The sequence below is a fragment of the Streptomyces sp. NPDC001851 genome, from assembly GCF_040297165.1.
GTDB lineage: Bacteria > Actinomycetota > Actinomycetes > Streptomycetales > Streptomycetaceae > Streptomyces.
This window is the reverse complement of record NZ_JBEOYR010000025.1, coordinates 85,061-98,989: the sequence shown is the minus strand read 5'-3', so window position 1 is coordinate 98,989 and position 13,929 is coordinate 85,061. Positions and strand designations below refer to the sequence as shown.

General features: G+C 74.4%; 17 protein-coding genes. 13 read left to right on the top strand and 4 right to left on the bottom strand.

The window, feature by feature from the left end; translation table 11 throughout:
* Window positions 1-4 precede the first annotated feature (4 nt).
* The gene (locus ABT171_RS31210; protein WP_351249695.1) at window positions 5-841 is read right to left on the bottom strand and encodes a serine hydrolase domain-containing protein; all 837 of its coding nucleotides are present in this window, start codon (window positions 839-841) and stop codon (window positions 5-7) included.
* A gap of 128 nt (window positions 842-969) precedes the next feature.
* Here ABT171_RS31210 and ABT171_RS31205 point away from each other — a divergent pair, with 128 nt between their 5' ends.
* From ABT171_RS31205 to ABT171_RS31195, 3 genes are all read left to right on the top strand, one after another.
* Window positions 970-1,281, top strand: coding sequence for a DUF6412 domain-containing protein (locus ABT171_RS31205; RefSeq protein WP_351249693.1), 312 nt, complete (start codon window positions 970-972; stop codon window positions 1,279-1,281).
* A 95-nt stretch (window positions 1,282-1,376) separates the two neighbouring features.
* Window positions 1,377-2,102, top strand: a complete 726-nt coding sequence (locus tag ABT171_RS31200) for a YidC/Oxa1 family membrane protein insertase (RefSeq protein WP_351249691.1) — start codon at window positions 1,377-1,379, stop codon at window positions 2,100-2,102.
* Between the two features lie 130 nt (window positions 2,103-2,232).
* On the top strand, window positions 2,233-3,090 hold the full coding sequence (locus tag ABT171_RS31195) for a fumarylacetoacetate hydrolase family protein (protein ID WP_351249689.1): 858 nt from the start codon (window positions 2,233-2,235) through the stop codon (window positions 3,088-3,090).
* 112 nt (window positions 3,091-3,202) lie between these two features.
* Here the strand turns inward: ABT171_RS31195 and ABT171_RS31190 are convergent, their stop codons facing one another.
* The 3 genes from ABT171_RS31190 to ABT171_RS31180 all read right to left on the bottom strand — a co-directional run bounded on the left by ABT171_RS31190 (window position 3,203) and on the right by ABT171_RS31180 (window position 5,762).
* Window positions 3,203-4,066: an LLM class F420-dependent oxidoreductase gene (locus tag ABT171_RS31190; protein ID WP_351249687.1), complete on the bottom strand. Its 864-nt coding sequence runs from the start codon at window positions 4,064-4,066 to the stop codon at window positions 3,203-3,205.
* A gap of 86 nt (window positions 4,067-4,152) precedes the next feature.
* Window positions 4,153-4,683, bottom strand: coding sequence for a heme-degrading domain-containing protein (locus ABT171_RS31185; protein ID WP_351249685.1), 531 nt, complete (start codon window positions 4,681-4,683; stop codon window positions 4,153-4,155).
* Window positions 4,683-5,762 carry a Gfo/Idh/MocA family protein gene (locus tag ABT171_RS31180; RefSeq protein ID WP_351249683.1) on the bottom strand — a complete coding sequence of 360 codons (1,080 nt, stop codon included), beginning with the start codon at window positions 5,760-5,762 and terminating at the stop codon, window positions 4,683-4,685. Before ABT171_RS31180 ends, ABT171_RS31185 begins: the two co-directional genes overlap by 1 nt.
* 56 nt (window positions 5,763-5,818) lie before the next feature.
* Between ABT171_RS31180 and ABT171_RS31175 the strand changes: the two genes are divergently transcribed.
* The 10 genes from ABT171_RS31175 (at window position 5,819) to ABT171_RS31130 (ending at window position 13,874) form a co-directional block, all read left to right on the top strand.
* A complete protein-coding gene (locus ABT171_RS31175) occupies window positions 5,819-7,000 on the top strand; it encodes an ROK family transcriptional regulator (protein ID WP_503077252.1) in 1,182 nt (393 codons plus the stop codon).
* Window positions 7,001-7,254: 254 nt separating this feature from the next.
* On the top strand, window positions 7,255-7,611 hold the full coding sequence (locus ABT171_RS31170; protein WP_351249679.1) for a hypothetical protein: 357 nt from the start codon (window positions 7,255-7,257) through the stop codon (window positions 7,609-7,611).
* 23 nt (window positions 7,612-7,634) lie between these two features.
* The gene (locus ABT171_RS31165; protein WP_351249677.1) at window positions 7,635-7,931 is read left to right on the top strand and encodes a hypothetical protein; all 297 of its coding nucleotides are present in this window, start codon (window positions 7,635-7,637) and stop codon (window positions 7,929-7,931) included.
* Window positions 7,932-8,024: 93 nt separating this feature from the next.
* Window positions 8,025-8,873, top strand: coding sequence for a hypothetical protein (locus ABT171_RS31160; protein WP_351249675.1), 849 nt, complete (start codon window positions 8,025-8,027; stop codon window positions 8,871-8,873).
* A gap of 54 nt (window positions 8,874-8,927) precedes the next feature.
* Window positions 8,928-9,683 (top strand): GntR family transcriptional regulator, encoded by a 756-nt coding sequence (locus ABT171_RS31155; protein ID WP_351249673.1) that lies wholly within the window; start codon window positions 8,928-8,930, stop codon window positions 9,681-9,683.
* A 98-nt stretch (window positions 9,684-9,781) separates the two neighbouring features.
* A complete protein-coding gene (locus ABT171_RS31150; protein WP_351249671.1) occupies window positions 9,782-10,906 on the top strand; it encodes a TIGR03364 family FAD-dependent oxidoreductase in 1,125 nt (374 codons plus the stop codon).
* Window positions 10,903-11,607: a phosphonatase-like hydrolase gene (locus tag ABT171_RS31145; RefSeq protein WP_503077244.1), complete on the top strand. Its 705-nt coding sequence runs from the start codon at window positions 10,903-10,905 to the stop codon at window positions 11,605-11,607. Before ABT171_RS31150 ends, ABT171_RS31145 begins: the two co-directional genes overlap by 4 nt.
* 111 nt (window positions 11,608-11,718) lie before the next feature.
* Window positions 11,719-12,498: an HAD-IIA family hydrolase gene (locus tag ABT171_RS31140; protein WP_351249669.1), complete on the top strand. Its 780-nt coding sequence runs from the start codon at window positions 11,719-11,721 to the stop codon at window positions 12,496-12,498.
* A 141-nt stretch (window positions 12,499-12,639) separates the two neighbouring features.
* Window positions 12,640-13,197: a hypothetical protein gene (locus ABT171_RS31135; RefSeq protein WP_351249667.1), complete on the top strand. Its 558-nt coding sequence runs from the start codon at window positions 12,640-12,642 to the stop codon at window positions 13,195-13,197.
* An 8-nt stretch (window positions 13,198-13,205) separates the two neighbouring features.
* Window positions 13,206-13,874 carry a class F sortase gene (locus tag ABT171_RS31130; RefSeq protein ID WP_351249665.1) on the top strand — a complete coding sequence of 223 codons (669 nt, stop codon included), beginning with the start codon at window positions 13,206-13,208 and terminating at the stop codon, window positions 13,872-13,874.
* Window positions 13,875-13,929 lie beyond the last annotated feature (55 nt).

Sequence of the window (13,929 nt, the reverse complement as noted above, 5' to 3'; positions counted from 1 at the left end):
TGGCTCAGGAGGCCCCGGAGCCGCCGTTGCGGAGCAGGTCGACGCCCATCCGGTCGGTCCGGTCCGAGCGGCCGCCCAGGCGGTGGACCACCACCCAGCGGCCGTCCGCCATGGCTCCGGCGAAGAGCGAGGCGTGCCGGGTCGCGCCGTTGTGCCAGCGCAGCCGGCCGGTCACGACCCAGGAGGGAGCGGGATCCCCCAGCCGGCGCTCGACCGCCAGCCGGACCAGCAGATCGGCCACGGCACGCGGGGTGGCCCACAGGCCGCCCGCCGGCAGGATCGCCCCGTCCATGGTCCAGGGCCTGCGCTCCCCGCCGAACAGCCCGGGGGCGAGCAGACGCCGGCCGGGGTCGGGCCGGGCGCTCACCTCGTCGACGTCCAGCGGCCGCAGGACGTGCTCGGCGAGCAGTTCCTCGTACGGCGCACCGGCCGCGCTGACCAGCGCCGCGCCCAGCACGGCGTACCCGAGGTTGGAGTACTCCTCCTGCTGTCCCGGCGGCCGGACCACGACCTCGTCCAGCCGGCCGAGCAGCCGGTGCAGGGCGGCGTCGTCGAACGGGGCGTACGGGTCGCGGCCCTGGGTGCCGGGCGGGAGGCGCGGCAGCCCGGAGGTGTGCTCGGCCAGGTGCCGCAGCGTGATCCCGGTGCGGGGCGCGGCGGGGAACCAGCGCTCGACCGGGTCGTCGGCGTCGAGCAGGCCCGCGGCGGCCATGCGCATCAGCGCCGTCCCGGTGAGCACCTTGGTGAAGGAGCCGATCTCGACGAACCGGTCCACCGCGTGACCGTCACTCAGCCGTGCGGGGGAGCCGTCGCTCAGGACACAGGTGGGAGTGCGCAGCACGTGCGGGCCCTTCGGGGGGTGGCGGTCGGTGTCGTCGGGCCGGTGGGCCCCGCCCATTGTCCGTCAGGGCTGCTCAGGTATAAAAGGCGGGTAGGAATGGGCAGTTGTGGCCGGGGGAGGGGAACCGAGTGGTCCGCAGTCCTGCGCGGTCGCGTGCGCTCGCCCCGTTGCTGCTTCTGCTGTTGCCGATCATGCTGCTCGACACCGGCAGCCTCTCCGCGACCGTGGCCCTCGCCGCGACCGCCGCCGCCGGTTCCGCGCTCGCCCTCTGCTCCCTGCTCGCCGCCCGCTCGGCACCCGCCGTCCCGCCCACCCGGGTGCGCACGGCGATACGCGACCGGGCCCGGCGTACGGCCTTCCTGCCGCAGCGCGATCCCGACGCGCCCGGCCGGCGCCGGCCCAGGGCACCCGGACACGCCCTTCCGGCGACCGCCGCGTAGGGCACGTCTCTCCCTCTCGCACGTGACCCCGCGCGGGTCGTCATGCCGTTGCTCCACTCCGTTCCGGCACGACGAGACCCCCGGAGGGCTCACCCATGTCCGTCTTCTCCGTCTTCGCCCGCCTGGTCGAGCAGCTCGCCGACCTGCTCCAGCCGCTGTTCCACGCCTCCGCGGCCGCCGCCGCGATCGTCCTGTTCACCGCGCTCGTACGACTCCTCGTCCACCCCCTGTCCCGCGCCGCCGCCCGCGGCCAGCGCGCCCGCGCCGCCCTCCAGCCGAGGATCGCCGAGCTGCGCGAGAAGCACGCCGAGGACCCGCGCCGGCTGCAGCAGGCGGTGCTGGAGCTGCACGCCGAGGAACAGGTCTCGCCGCTCTCCGGCTGCCTGCCCGGACTGCTCCAGCTGCCCGCCTTCTTCCTGCTCTACCACCTCTTCTCCAGCTCCACGATCGGCGGCGAGCCGAACGGTCTGCTCGGTCACCAGCTGTTCGCGGCACCGCTCGGCGGGCGCTGGGCCGACGCCCTCGCCGGCGGCGGGGTGTTCGGGCCGGCCGGACTGGTCTATCTCGGGCTCTTCGCCGTCGTCGCGGCCGTCGCGACCTTCAACTACCTGCGCACCAAGCGGACGATGGCGGACAGTCCGGTCGCGGTGACCGCTGGAGGCGGCGAGCAGGTGCCGGGTCTCGGCGCGGTCGGCAAGGTCATGCCGTTCCTGTCCTTCTTCACGCTCGTCACCGTGGCGGTCGTACCGCTGGCCGCCGCGCTGTACGTCGTCACGAGCACCGCTTGGACCGCGGTCGAGCGGGCCGCGCTGTACCGGTAGCGGGGCGCGGTTACGGTCCAGTACGTGAACAGGGTCTTGCGGACTGGACGGCGGGATTGGAGGATCAGCCAGTCCTCCGATGGCTGCACACATCGGTCGGGCGCCCCCGCGATCGAGGGAGATTGTGACCATGAAGCTGCTGCGAGTCGGTACGGCAGGGGCCGAGCGGCCCGCGCTGCTCGATTCCGAGGGGACCCTGCGGGACCTGTCGGGCGTCGTGGACGACATCGACGGCGCGCTCCTCGCCGACGAGGCCGCGCTCGACCGGGTACGGGCGGCGGCCGAGTCCGGCGAGCTGCCCCGCCTCGACGCGACGGGGCTGCGCATCGGTCCGCCGCTCGGCCGCATCGGCAAGATCGTGTGCATCGGGCTCAACTACCACGACCACGCCCGCGAGACGGGTGCCGAGCCGCCCGCCGAGCCGGTGGTCTTCCTGAAAGCACCGGACACGGTGGTCGGGCCGGACGACACGGTGCTCGTCCCCCGCGGGTCGCGCAAGACCGACTGGGAGGTGGAGCTCGCCGTCGTCATCGGCCGTACGGCCCGCTACCTCGGCTCGGCCGAGGAGGCGCTCGCGCATGTCGCCGGGTACGCGGTGGCCCATGACGTGTCCGAGCGGGAGTTCCAGATCGAGCGCGGTGGCACCTGGGACAAGGGCAAGAACTGCGAGACGTTCAATCCGCTGGGGCCGTGGCTGGTGACGGCCGACGAGGTCGCCGACCCGCAGGACCTGTCGCTGAAGCTCTGGGTCAACGGGGAGTTGCGGCAGGACGGTACGACGGCCGAGCAGATCTTCCCGGTCGGGGAGGTCGTGCGGTATCTCAGCCGGTTCATGACGCTGTACCCCGGGGACGTCATCAACACGGGGACGCCGGCGGGGGTGGCCATGGGGCAGCCCGAGCCGAAGCCGTATCTGCGGGCCGGGGACGTGGTCGAGCTGGAGATCGCGGGGCTTGGTCGGCAGCGGCAGGAAGTCAAGGACGCCTAAGGGGTTGGGGGCTGCGCGAGTTCGGCGGGTGCGGGTCGTCCGTGGTTTCTCGCGCCCACGCGGCGGAGCCGCATATCGATACAGCCCCGCGCCCCTTTCGGGGCGCCTGCACTCAACCCAGCAGAGAAGCGAGCCTGCGCCATTCCTCCCTCGGGAGGGTGTCCCTGTCGCCGCCCGCCACCACCTGGAGGGCCACGTGGTCGGCGCCCGCCTGGCGGAAGGTGTCGACGCGGTCGCGGATCCTGCTCTCGTCGCCCCAGGCGAAGACCGCGTCGACCAGGCGGTCGCTGCCGCCGTCGGTCAGGTCGTCCTCGGTGAAGCCGTGGCGCAGGAAGTTGTTGGTGTAGTTCGGCAGGGCCAGGTACATCGCGAGGGTGTCGCGGGCGAGGGAGCGGGCGCGGGCCGGATCGGTCTCCAGGACCACCTTCAGCTCCGGGGCGAGCAGCGGGCCGGCGCCGAGGATCTCGCGGGCGCGGGCGGTGTGCTCGGGCGTGACCAGGTACGGCACCGCGCCCGCCGCCCGGTCGCGGGCCAGCTCCAGGGTCTTCGGGCCGAGGGCGGCCAGCACCCGGCGGTCCGCGGGCACCCCGGCCGTGTCCAGGGCGTCGAGGTAGGACACCAGCGCCGAGTACGGGCGGCGGTACTGGTCGGCGAGCTTGGCGTGGCTCACGCCGAGGCCGAGCACGAAGCGGCCGGGGTGGGCGGCCTCCACCTCGGCGAACGCCGCCGCGCTCGCTGCGGCGTCGTACTGCCAGATGCTCTGGATGCTGGTGCCGACGGTGAGCCTGCCGGTGGCCTCCAGGAGCGGTACGGCGTGCCGGGCGGCGCTGCTGCCGCCCAGCCATGCGGCGCCGAAGCCGAGCTCCTCCAACTCGGCCGCCGCTTCCGCCAGTTCGCCGCGCCGGGAGGGGTCCTCCGCGCGCAGGCCGACGTTCCAGATGCCGTAGCGGCCGATGCGGTCCTTCACGGTGCTCATGGGGCGGTCCCTCCGGGTGGGGTCCTGATCATCACGTCTACAGGCATCCCCAACCGCAGGGCTCCACGACGTAATCCCCGCCGGCGTCACACCTTCAGGAACTGCTCCAGCGCCTCCACGACGAACCGGTGGTCCTGGAGCTGGGGCAGGCCGGAGACGGTGACCGCGCCGATGACGCCCACGTGCTCGACGCGGATCGGGAACGAGCCGCCGTGGGCCGCGTAGGCGTCGGGGTCGAGGCGGGAGGAGTCCTCGAAGGTCGTGCCCTTGGCGCGGAAGCGGGCGCCGACCAGGTAGGAGGAGGCGCCGTAGCGCTCCACCACGCGGCGCTTGCGGGCGATCCAGGCGTCGTTGTCCGGGGTGGAGCCCGGCAGGGCCGCGTGGAAGAGCTGCTGCCCGGCGCGGTGGATGCCGACGGCGACCGGGGCCTGGCGCTCCCGGGCCAGTGCGACCAGGAGCGAGCCGAGGGCCCAGGCGTCGTCGTACGTGAACTGCCGGAAGACGAGGCGGCGTTCCTGCGCCTCCAGTTCCTCGACGGACGGGGTGGGTTCGGGGGTGGTCCGGGGTGTGGTCTGCGGGTTGCGCTGCTGGCTGTGCTGGTGCTGCTGGTGTGGCATCAGAGGGTCACCGTCACCTTGTCCGTGGCCGACGTGCGCGCCGCTTCCAGTACGTCCAGGGCGGCGGCCGCCTCCAGCGCGGTCACCGGGTTGGGGCCGGCGCCGGTCAGGGCGCGGGCGACGGCCGCGTAGTAGGCGGGGTAGTCGCCGGGGAGGGTCGGTACGGGCGTGCCGCCGCCGGTCACCGGGGACTCTCCGGCGCCGATGCGGCCGTGGAGGGACTCGGGCTCCGTGCCCCAGCGCGGGCCGGGGCGCAGGCCCTCGCGCAGGGCCGCCTCCTGCGGGTCGAGGCCGTGCTTCACATAGCCGGCGCGGGAGCCGAGCACCCGGAAGCGGGGGCCGAGCTGGGCGGTCGTCGCGGAGACGTAGAGGTGGGAGCGGACGCCGTTCGCATGGGTGAGCGCGATGAAGGTGTCGTCGTCGGTCTCGGCGCCGGGGCGGCGGATGTCCGTCTCGGCGTACACCTCGGCGGCCGGGCCGAAGAGCACCAGGGCCTGGTCGACGACATGGCTGCCGAGGTCGTAGAGCAGACCTCCGATCTCTGCCGGGTCGCCGGACTCGCGCCAGCCGCCCTTGGGCTGGGGGCGCCAGCGTTCGAAGCGCGACTCGAAGCGCCATACGTCGCCCAGGTCGCCCTGGGAGACCAGCCGGCGCAGGGTCAGGAAGTCGTTGTCCCAGCGGCGGTTCTGGAAGACCGACAGGAGCAGGCCGCGCTCCTCGGCGAGGGCGGCGAGGTCGCGCGCCTCGGCCGCCGTGGCGGCGACCGGCTTGTCGACGACGACCGGCAGGCCGGTCCTGAGGGCGGTGGCGGCGAGCGGGACGTGCGTCTTGTTCGGGGAGGCGATGACGACCAGGTCCAGGCGGTCCGCGCGCTCGAACAGTTCCTCGGGGGTGGCGACGGGCGTCACGCCCGGGAACTCGGCGCGGGCCTGCTCCTGCCGCTCCGGCCGGGAGGTGACCACGGTGTCCAGGGTGAGGCCCTCGGTGGCGGCGATCAGCGGGGCGTGGAAGACGGAGCCGGCGAGGCCGTAGCCGATCAGGCCGACGCGGAGGGGGGTGGCAGTCGTGCGTCCTGTCATGGGCTCCACTTTCGCAACGCTGTTGCCAAAGTGCAAGCGGTGGGGACAATGGGGGTGTGGACAGGACGAGGACGGCGACGGCGCCGGGGACTGCGACGGGGCCGGGGAGCGGGGCCGGGAGCGGCGGGCCGGCGGGGGCGAATCTCGCGGTGGTGCGCAGTCACAACACCGCGCTGGTGCTGGCACTGCTGCGGGACGCCGGGGCGGAGGGCATCAGCCGGCTCGAACTGGCCGAGCGGACGGGGCTGACCCCGCAGGCCGTCAGCAAGATCACCGCACGGCTGCGGGAGGAGGGGCTCGCGGCGGAGGCCGGGCGGCGGGCCTCGACGGGCGGCAAGCCGCGCACCGTGCTGCGGCTCGTGCCGGAGGCCGGGCATGCGGTGGGGGTTCATCTGGACCGCGATGGGCTGCGGGTGGTGCTGGTCGACCTGGACGGGGCCGTGGTGGGGGAGCGGCGGGCCGAACTGGATCTGGGAGCCGGGGCGGAGGCGGTGCTGGGGGCGGTCGCCGGTGCGGTGGAGGGGGTGGTGCGGGACGGGCTCGGCCCGGGCACGGAGGGGCTCGCCGGTGCGGGGACGCTGCTCGGGGTCGGGGTGGCGCTTCCTGGGCCGCTCGACCATGCGCGGGGTGTGCTGCACCGGGTCACCGGGTTTCCCGAGTGGGACGGGTTCCCGCTGCGCGACGCGCTCGGGGAGCGGCTGGGGGTGCCGGTCGTGGTGGACAAGGACACCAACGCGGCGGCGCTCGGGCTGGCGGTCGGTGGTGAGGGGGGATCCTTCGCGTATCTGCATCTCGGTACGGGCCTCGGCGCCGGCCTGGTGATCGGCGGGCGCGTGCACCGGGGGGCGCGGACCGGGGCGGGCGAGTTCGGGCACCAGGTGATCCAGCTGGACGGGCCGCTGTGCGGGTGCGGGAACCGGGGGTGCGTGGAGGCGCTGTGCCTGGCGGCGGTGGCGCGCGGGGAGACCGGGGAGGCGGCGCGGGTGCTGGGGGTGGGTGCGGGGAATCTGGCCGGGCTGCTGGACATCGATGCGGTGCTGCTCGGCGGGCGCACGATCGCGGCGGCGCCGGAGGTGTTCGTGCGGGGGGTCGACGAGGTGCTGCTGGCCCGGGCCCTGCGGGAGGGGGCGCGGGGGGAGCCGGTACCGGTGCGGGTCGTGCCGTGGGCGGAACGGGTGGTGGCCGAGGGGGCCGCGCAGTTGCTGTTGGCGCCGGTGTTCGGGCGGGGTGACGCGTAGGGGGTGGGCTGCGCGATCGGCGACGAGGTGTCGGCGGGAGGGGAGCCGGTGGGGGTGGTGCCTTGGCGGGAGCGGGTGGTGGCCGAGGGGGCCGCGCAGTTGCTGTTGGCGCCGGTGTTCGGGCGGGGTGACGCGTAGGGGGTGGGCTGCGCGATCGGCGACGAGATGTCGGCCGGAGGGGAGCCGGTGCCGGGCGGGCGGGGCGGTCCTGGGTACTCGGTGCGCCGGGCTTTCCCCGGGCAAGGAGGTACCAAGTGCACGCGACCGGAATGAGAACGACCGCCGCCCTGCTGGGAGCCGCCGCGCTCTGCCTCGCGGTGCCCGCCCAGGCCTCCGCCGACACCGGCGCACCCCCGAAACCCACCCCCTTCTGCGGAACGGACCCGGCCACCGGCCTCGCGGTGTCGGCCACCGGGAACGTGCCCTGTGCCACCGCGCTCCAGGCGGCAGCCGCCTACACGAAGGTCTGGCACGGCTCGAAGGGCGCGCCCGCCGAGGTGCGCGCGGCCGGAGCCACGTGGACGTGCCGGGAACGCCGGGGCGACCCCGACCCGTACCAGGTGTGCGCCGACGCACAGGACAACACCCGGCTGGTCCTGCTCTCGTCCTGATCCCGCATCCGGAGGTTCATCCCATGATGTCCGTACGCCTCGTACGGCTGCCTGCCGCCGCGGCCGGCGCCGTGCTGCTCCTCGCGCTCTCCCCGGCGGCGGCCCGGGCCGCCGCCGCGCACGCCGCGGACAGCGCCTGTGACCGGGCCGTCGCAGCCGCCGACAAGGCCGAACACGACTACGAAGCCCTGAAGGACGGCATCAACCGCCAGATCGCCGATGGCGGGCATCCGGACCGGTCCGAGCTGCAGGCGCTGCAGGACGCCGACGCCCTGCGGGTCGCGACGGCCTCCCAGGCCCGGCGCAGCTGCGGTGCCTGACGCCCCGGCCGCCGGGACTCCCCCGTCCGGGCGGAGTTCCGGCCCGTCCGGGAGTGGCGTCCGCGGTCCCCGCCCGCGACCCGGCATGGTCATGTGTTCATGCGACTGTGCACGTCCCTGTCCCTCTGCCTTGCCGCAGCCGCCGCCGTAGTCGTCCCCGTGTCGTCACCCGCCCTCGCCGACACGCCCCCCGCCTGTGTCGGCGCCGACGCGCACTCCTTCCCCCTGACCACCCGGATCCGCGGCGGCCCGGCCTCCTACGAGGCGGGCGGCGGATACGGCACCTGGTACCTCGACCTCACCAACACGACCCGCCGGACCTGCACCGACGTCCACCCGGTGGTCGTCCTCGTGGACGACAGGCGCGCCCTGCGGCCGGACCAGACCGAGCTGGACTTCTACGACGGCCCCAAGGCCCGGCCGGTGACGTTCGAGAGCACCGACGAGCACGAGCTGGTCGGCGTGCTCGACGGCGAGGGGTTCGCCGGGTTCGCCGTGCCGCCCGGCAGGACGGTGACGGTCAGGCTCAGACTCGCGCTCCGCTCCGACGTCGCGGCCGAGCGGATCACCGCCACCGCCGCCCTCGTCCAGCGCCGGGGTGACGACGGGGACTGGATCGGACAGTCCAACGCCTACCGGTTCGGGGTCGGCCGGGACGGCGAGGAGCCGCCGCAGGACGCGACCCCGGCCCCGGACGGCACCCAGGGGGGCGGGGTGGGCCCCAGCGCGTCCGGCAGCCCGCAGGCCACCCCCGGTACCGGCACCCCCACCGCCACGCCCGGCCCCTCCCTGCCGTTCGCCGAGGAGGCGGAGGCGGCCGGGGAGTGGGCCCGCGAGCTGGCCCGTACCGGACCCGGCCGGGCCGGCGTGCTGCTCCTGGCCGCCGCCGCCCTCCTCGGGGCCGGGGGCGGAGCCCTGCTGCTGGCCCGCAGGCGCCGCTGAACCCGGACCGGGGTGCGGTGCGGCGACGGCGGTCCCGTCTGCGACGATCCCTGCGTGGACTACCCGAACGACCAGGCCCCCGGCGCCCCCGTCCGCTCCGGCATTCCCGAGCACGGCCGTATCCCCAAGTACTACGCGGTGAAGGCGCGGATCGCCGCCCTGCTGGAGGAACTCGGGGAGGGCGGCGTCATCCCCACCGAGCGGGACCTCGCCGAGCGGTACGACGTCGCCCGGGAGACCGTGCGGCAGGCCGTACGGGAGCTGGTGCTGGAGGGCAGGCTGAGGCGCCGCGGCCGGGGGACCGTCGTCGCCGGGCCCAAGCTCGCCCAGCCGCTGTCCCTCGCCAGCTACACCGAGGGCGTGCGCCGCCAGGGCCGTACGCCCGGACGGACCCTCGTCACGCTGGACCGTTTCCCCTGCCCGGAGCCGCTCGCCGCGGAGACCGGGCTCACCCGGGGCGAACCCGTCTGGCACCTGGAGCGCGTGCTGCTCGCCGACGAGGAACGGGTCGGCCTGGAGAGCACGTACGTCGCCGTGGCGCGGGTGCCGCGGCTGGACAGCGACTTCGACCCCGACTCCTCCTTCTACGGCTACCTCACCAGCCAGGGCGTCCTGTTCGGCGACGCCGACGAGCGGATCGAGACCGTGCTGGCCACACCCCGCGAAGCCCTGCTCATCGGCACCCCGCCCGCCCTGCCCATGCTGCTGATCCACCGGATCTCCCGGGACACGGAAGGCCGGCCCCTGGAGCGCGTGCGGTCGCTGTACCGGGGCGACCGGTTCTCGTTCACCACGCATCTCAAGGGCTGAGAGCACCGACCCCGGCCGTATCCCCGGAGCACGCCAGAAAGGTCACGAAGAGATAATGGGTCTAGCCCAAAGGTGAGTGTGTCGTCCACGCTTCCCTCATGAGAGTCACAGTCGTCGGAGCCGGCGTGGTGGGCACCATGCACGCCTGGCACGCGGTACGCCGCGGCCACCAGGTCGTCCAGATCGAGCGCGAGGCCGAGGCGCGCGGCGCCTCGCTGCGCAACTTCGGGCAGATCTGGGTCAGTGGCCGCGCCGGGGGAGAGGAGCTGGAGACCGCGCTGCGGGCGCGGGAGCTGTGGGAGGGCATCGGAGACCGCGTCCCGGCGCTGGGCTTCCGGGCCAACGGGTCCCTGACCCCCGTCCGCGGCCCCCTCGAAGTCGCCGTCGCCGAGGCCGCCGTGGCCCGCCCCGACGCCGCCGCCCGCGGCTACCGGCTCCTCACCCCGGACGAGGCCCGCGCCCTCAACCCCGCCCTGCGCGGTGACTTCACCGCCGCCCTGCACTGCGAGCGGGACGCGGCCGTCGAGCCGCGCACCGCGCAACTCGCCCTGCGCGCCGAGCTGCTGAAGTCCCCGCACTACACCTTCCTGCCGGGCCGGGAGGTGCGCGAGGTGACCGGCGCCGGGACCGTCCGCGACGACCACGGCGACGTGCACCGGGCCGACACGGTCGTCCTGTGCACCGGCGCCTGGCTCGGCGGCCTGGTCCGCGAACTCGCCGGACCCGGTCTGCCCGTGCGCCGCGTCCGCCTCCAGATGATGCAGACCGACCCGCTGGGCGAGCCGCTGACCACCTCCGTCGCCGACGCCGACAGCTTCCGCTACTACCCTGCCTACGCCTCCCCCGCGCTGGACACGCTCAACGCCCGGCAGCCGCAGCCGGAGACCGCCGCCGCGCACCGGATGCAGCTGCTCATGGTGCAGCGCGCCGACGGCGGCCTGACCATCGGCGACACCCACGAGTACGCGCACCCCTTCGCCTTCGACACCGTCGAGGAGCCGTACGAGCACCTCACCGGTGTCGTCGAGTCCCTGCTCGGCCGGCCGCTGCCGCGCATCCGCCGCCGCTGGGCGGGCGTGTACGCGCAGGTCACCGAACCCGGCCGGGTGGTGCACCGGCAGCAGGTGCGCGAGGGTGTGTGGCTGGTCACCGGGCCCGGCGGGCGCGGCATGACCTGCGCCCCCGCGATAGCCGAGACCACCGCGAACGAACTGGGCTGGTGAGCACGTTGAACACCCTGACCGACATCCGTCTCGTCGTCCTCGACATGGCCGGCACGACCGTCGCCGACGGCGGACTGGTCGAGCGGGCCTTCGCCGCTGCCGCCGCCGAACTCGGCGTCGAGCCCGGCTCGGCCGAGCACACCGAGCACCTCTCCTACGTCCGCGCCACCATGGGCGAGTCCAAGATCTCCGTCTTCCGGCACCTGTTCGGCGACGAGGACCGCGCCCGGCGCGCCAACACCGCCTTCGAGAAGGCGTACGGCGATCTGGTCGACGGCGGTCTGATCGCCCCGGTACCGGGGGCCCGCGAGACCATCGAGGAGCTGACCGCCGACGGCCGTACCGTCGTCCTGACCACCGGCTTTGCCCGCGTCACCCAGGACGCCGTCCTCGACGCCCTCGGCTGGCGCGACCTCGTCCCGCTCACCCTGTGCCCGGCCGACGCCGGCGGGCGCGGACGGCCGTACCCGGACATGGTGCTGGAGGCCTTCCTCCGCACCAGGGCCGCCGAGGACGTGAGGCGGGTCGCCGTCGTCGGGGACACCTCGTACGACGTGCTCAGCGGGGTGCGGGCCGGGGCCGGACTGGTCGCCGGGGTGCGCACCGGCGCCCACGGCGACAAGGAGTTCCGCGCCGCCGGCGCCACCCACGTCCTCGACTCCGTCGCCGCCCTGCCCGCCCTGGTGCTGGGAGGCCGGTGAGAGCAGCCCGGGGTCAGGATCAGGCCACCTTCACTAGGCTGGGGGCGTCGGTACGCCGTGGTTCCGGCGCCCCCGCTTTCTTGACCGTACGTACGCCAGGAGACGCACAACATGGCAGACCGCAAGCCGATCGAGTCGTGGCTGACCGACATGGACGGTGTCCTGATCCACGAGGGCGTCCCGATTCCCGGAGCCGACGCCTTCCTGAAGAAGTTGCGCGAGTCCGGCCGGCCCTTCCTGGTGCTGACCAACAACTCGATCTACACCGCCCGCGACCTGCACGCCCGGCTGCGCCGGATGGGCCTGGACGTGCCGGTGGACAACATCTGGACCTCCGCCCTGGCCACCGCCCAGTTCCTGGACGACCAGCGCCCCGGCGGCAGCGCCTACGTCATCGGCGAGGCGGGCCTGACCACCGCGCTGCACGACATCGGCTACATCCTCACCGACCACGAGCCCGACTTCGTCATCCTCGGCGAGACCCGCACCTACTCGTTCGAGGCCCTCACCAAGGCCGTACGGCTGATCAACGACGGCGCCCGGTTCATCGCCACCAACCCGGACAACGTCGGCCCCTCCGTCGAGGGCGACCTGCCCGCCACCGGCTCGGTCGCCGCCCTGATCACGGCCGCGACCCGCAAGAAGCCGTACTTCGTGGGCAAGCCGAACCCGCTGATGATGCGGGCCGGGCTGAACGCCATCGGGGCGCACTCCGAGACCTCCGCGATGATCGGCGACCGCATGGACACCGACGTCCTCGCGGGCCTGGAGGCCGGTATGCGCACCTTCCTGGTGCTCAGCGGCGTCACCCAGCCCGACGACGTCGACCGCTACCCCTTCCGGCCCTCGCAGGTCGTCGACTCCATCGCGGACCTGGTCGACCTGGTGTGACCGGACCGGGCCCGGCTTGGTCCGATCGGGTCTGACCTGGGGTTTTCAAAGCCCGATCCACCCGTTCGGAGCAATGGGGCGCCCCCCGGGGATGCGGGGGCGCTCCGCCCGGGGGAGCCTCCAGATATCTGGAGGTTCACGATGGGCTCACTACGCCTCACTCTGTGTACAGGAATCCTGGCCGCCACCACGTTCGCCCCGGCCGCCCACGCGGCCCCCGCCGCCGACGCGGGCCCGGTCTCCGTGACCCCCGCCTTTCCCGGCCCCGGCAGCGACGTGACCCTGCGGGTCCGCGGCTGCTCCGGGCAGCAGGCCACCGCCACCTCGGCCGCGTTCGTCTCCGACGCGCGGCTGACCGGCGGCCAGGGCACCCTGTCCGGCGAGACCCGGGTCCGATCCTCCCTCGGGCCGGGCGTCTACGACGTCAGGATCAGCTGCGCCGGCTCCGTGATCACCGGCAAGGTCACCGTGGCCGGCAAAGGAGCCGGGCAGTCCGCGCAGCCCGGTCGGCCGCCCGCCGGGGACGCCACGCCCGTCGCCCCCGTCAACGCGGGCGGCGGCGGCACCGCGCACTTCGCCACGGTGGCCACCAGTGAGTCCGAACCCGACACCGTCCAGTCGGTGACCGGCCTGGTGCTGGCCGGGATCGCGGCGGTCGCCGTAGGGCTCGGCGCCCGCCGCGCCCGTCGTCCGCGCTGAAACGGCCCATGTCCGGCGACCGCGGACGCGCCTCCGTCACCGGATGGCTCCTCACCGGCCTCATCTGGGCGCTGCTGCTGCTCGGGCTGTGGCTGTGGGGGCGCTCGCTGACCGGCGTACCGCACGGCACGGACGGACCCGCCACCGGTGACCTGTTCGTCCTCCGCCCCGCCGACCCCGACCGGCTGCCCCGCCCGGCCACGCCGCTCAGGGACGCCGTGCCCCAGCGGGTGGACATCCCCGTGCTGCGGGTGCGGGCACCGGTGGTGAGCCGGGGTCTGGACGCCCAGGGTGCCGTCGACCCGCCGCCCCTCGACCAGCCGGGTGTGGTCGGCTGGTACGGCGCCGGCACCGCCCCCGGCGCCCAGGGCGCGGCGCTTCTGGTCGGGCACGTCGACACCGCCACCCGGCCCGCGGTCTTCTACCAGCTCAGCACGCTCCGGCCCGGCGAGACGGTCCGGGTGGTCCGCTCGGACGGCACGGTCGCCGAGTTCACCATCGACGACGTCCGCGTCCTGCCCCGCGCCGGCTTCGACGCCGACCAGGCCTACGGCCCCCACCGGCCCGGCCGTGCCGAGCTGCGCCTGATCACCTGCGGTGGAGCCTTCGACCGCGCCGGGCACGCCTACACGGCCAACGTGGTGGTCTCCGCATACCTCACCAAAACCATCCGCTGACCCCCGTACGCCCCGCCACGCGACCTCGTGACGCACCGGCCGGATATGCCACGAT

Bases quoted from the DNA above. Each gene is read 5' to 3' on its own strand.
- ABT171_RS31150 (WP_351249671.1), top strand. From the start codon at position 9,782: ATGAGAGTCACAGTCGTCGGAGCCGGCGTGGTGGGCACCATGCACGCC.
- ABT171_RS31185 (WP_351249685.1), bottom strand. From the start codon at position 4,683: ATGCCACACCAGCAGCACCAGCACAGCCAGCAGCGCAACCCGCAGACC.
- ABT171_RS31130 (WP_351249665.1), top strand. From the start codon at position 13,206: ATGTCCGGCGACCGCGGACGCGCCTCCGTCACCGGATGGCTCCTCACC.
- ABT171_RS31140 (WP_351249669.1), top strand. From the start codon at position 11,719: ATGGCAGACCGCAAGCCGATCGAGTCGTGGCTGACCGACATGGACGGT.
- ABT171_RS31165 (WP_351249677.1), top strand. From the start codon at position 7,635: ATGATGTCCGTACGCCTCGTACGGCTGCCTGCCGCCGCGGCCGGCGCC.
- ABT171_RS31135 (WP_351249667.1), top strand. From the start codon at position 12,640: ATGGGCTCACTACGCCTCACTCTGTGTACAGGAATCCTGGCCGCCACC.
- ABT171_RS31180 (WP_351249683.1), bottom strand. From the start codon at position 5,762: ATGACAGGACGCACGACTGCCACCCCCCTCCGCGTCGGCCTGATCGGC.
- ABT171_RS31190 (WP_351249687.1), bottom strand. From the start codon at position 4,066: ATGAGCACCGTGAAGGACCGCATCGGCCGCTACGGCATCTGGAACGTC.
- ABT171_RS31200 (WP_351249691.1), top strand. From the start codon at position 1,377: ATGTCCGTCTTCTCCGTCTTCGCCCGCCTGGTCGAGCAGCTCGCCGAC.
- ABT171_RS31195 (WP_351249689.1), top strand. From the start codon at position 2,233: ATGAAGCTGCTGCGAGTCGGTACGGCAGGGGCCGAGCGGCCCGCGCTG.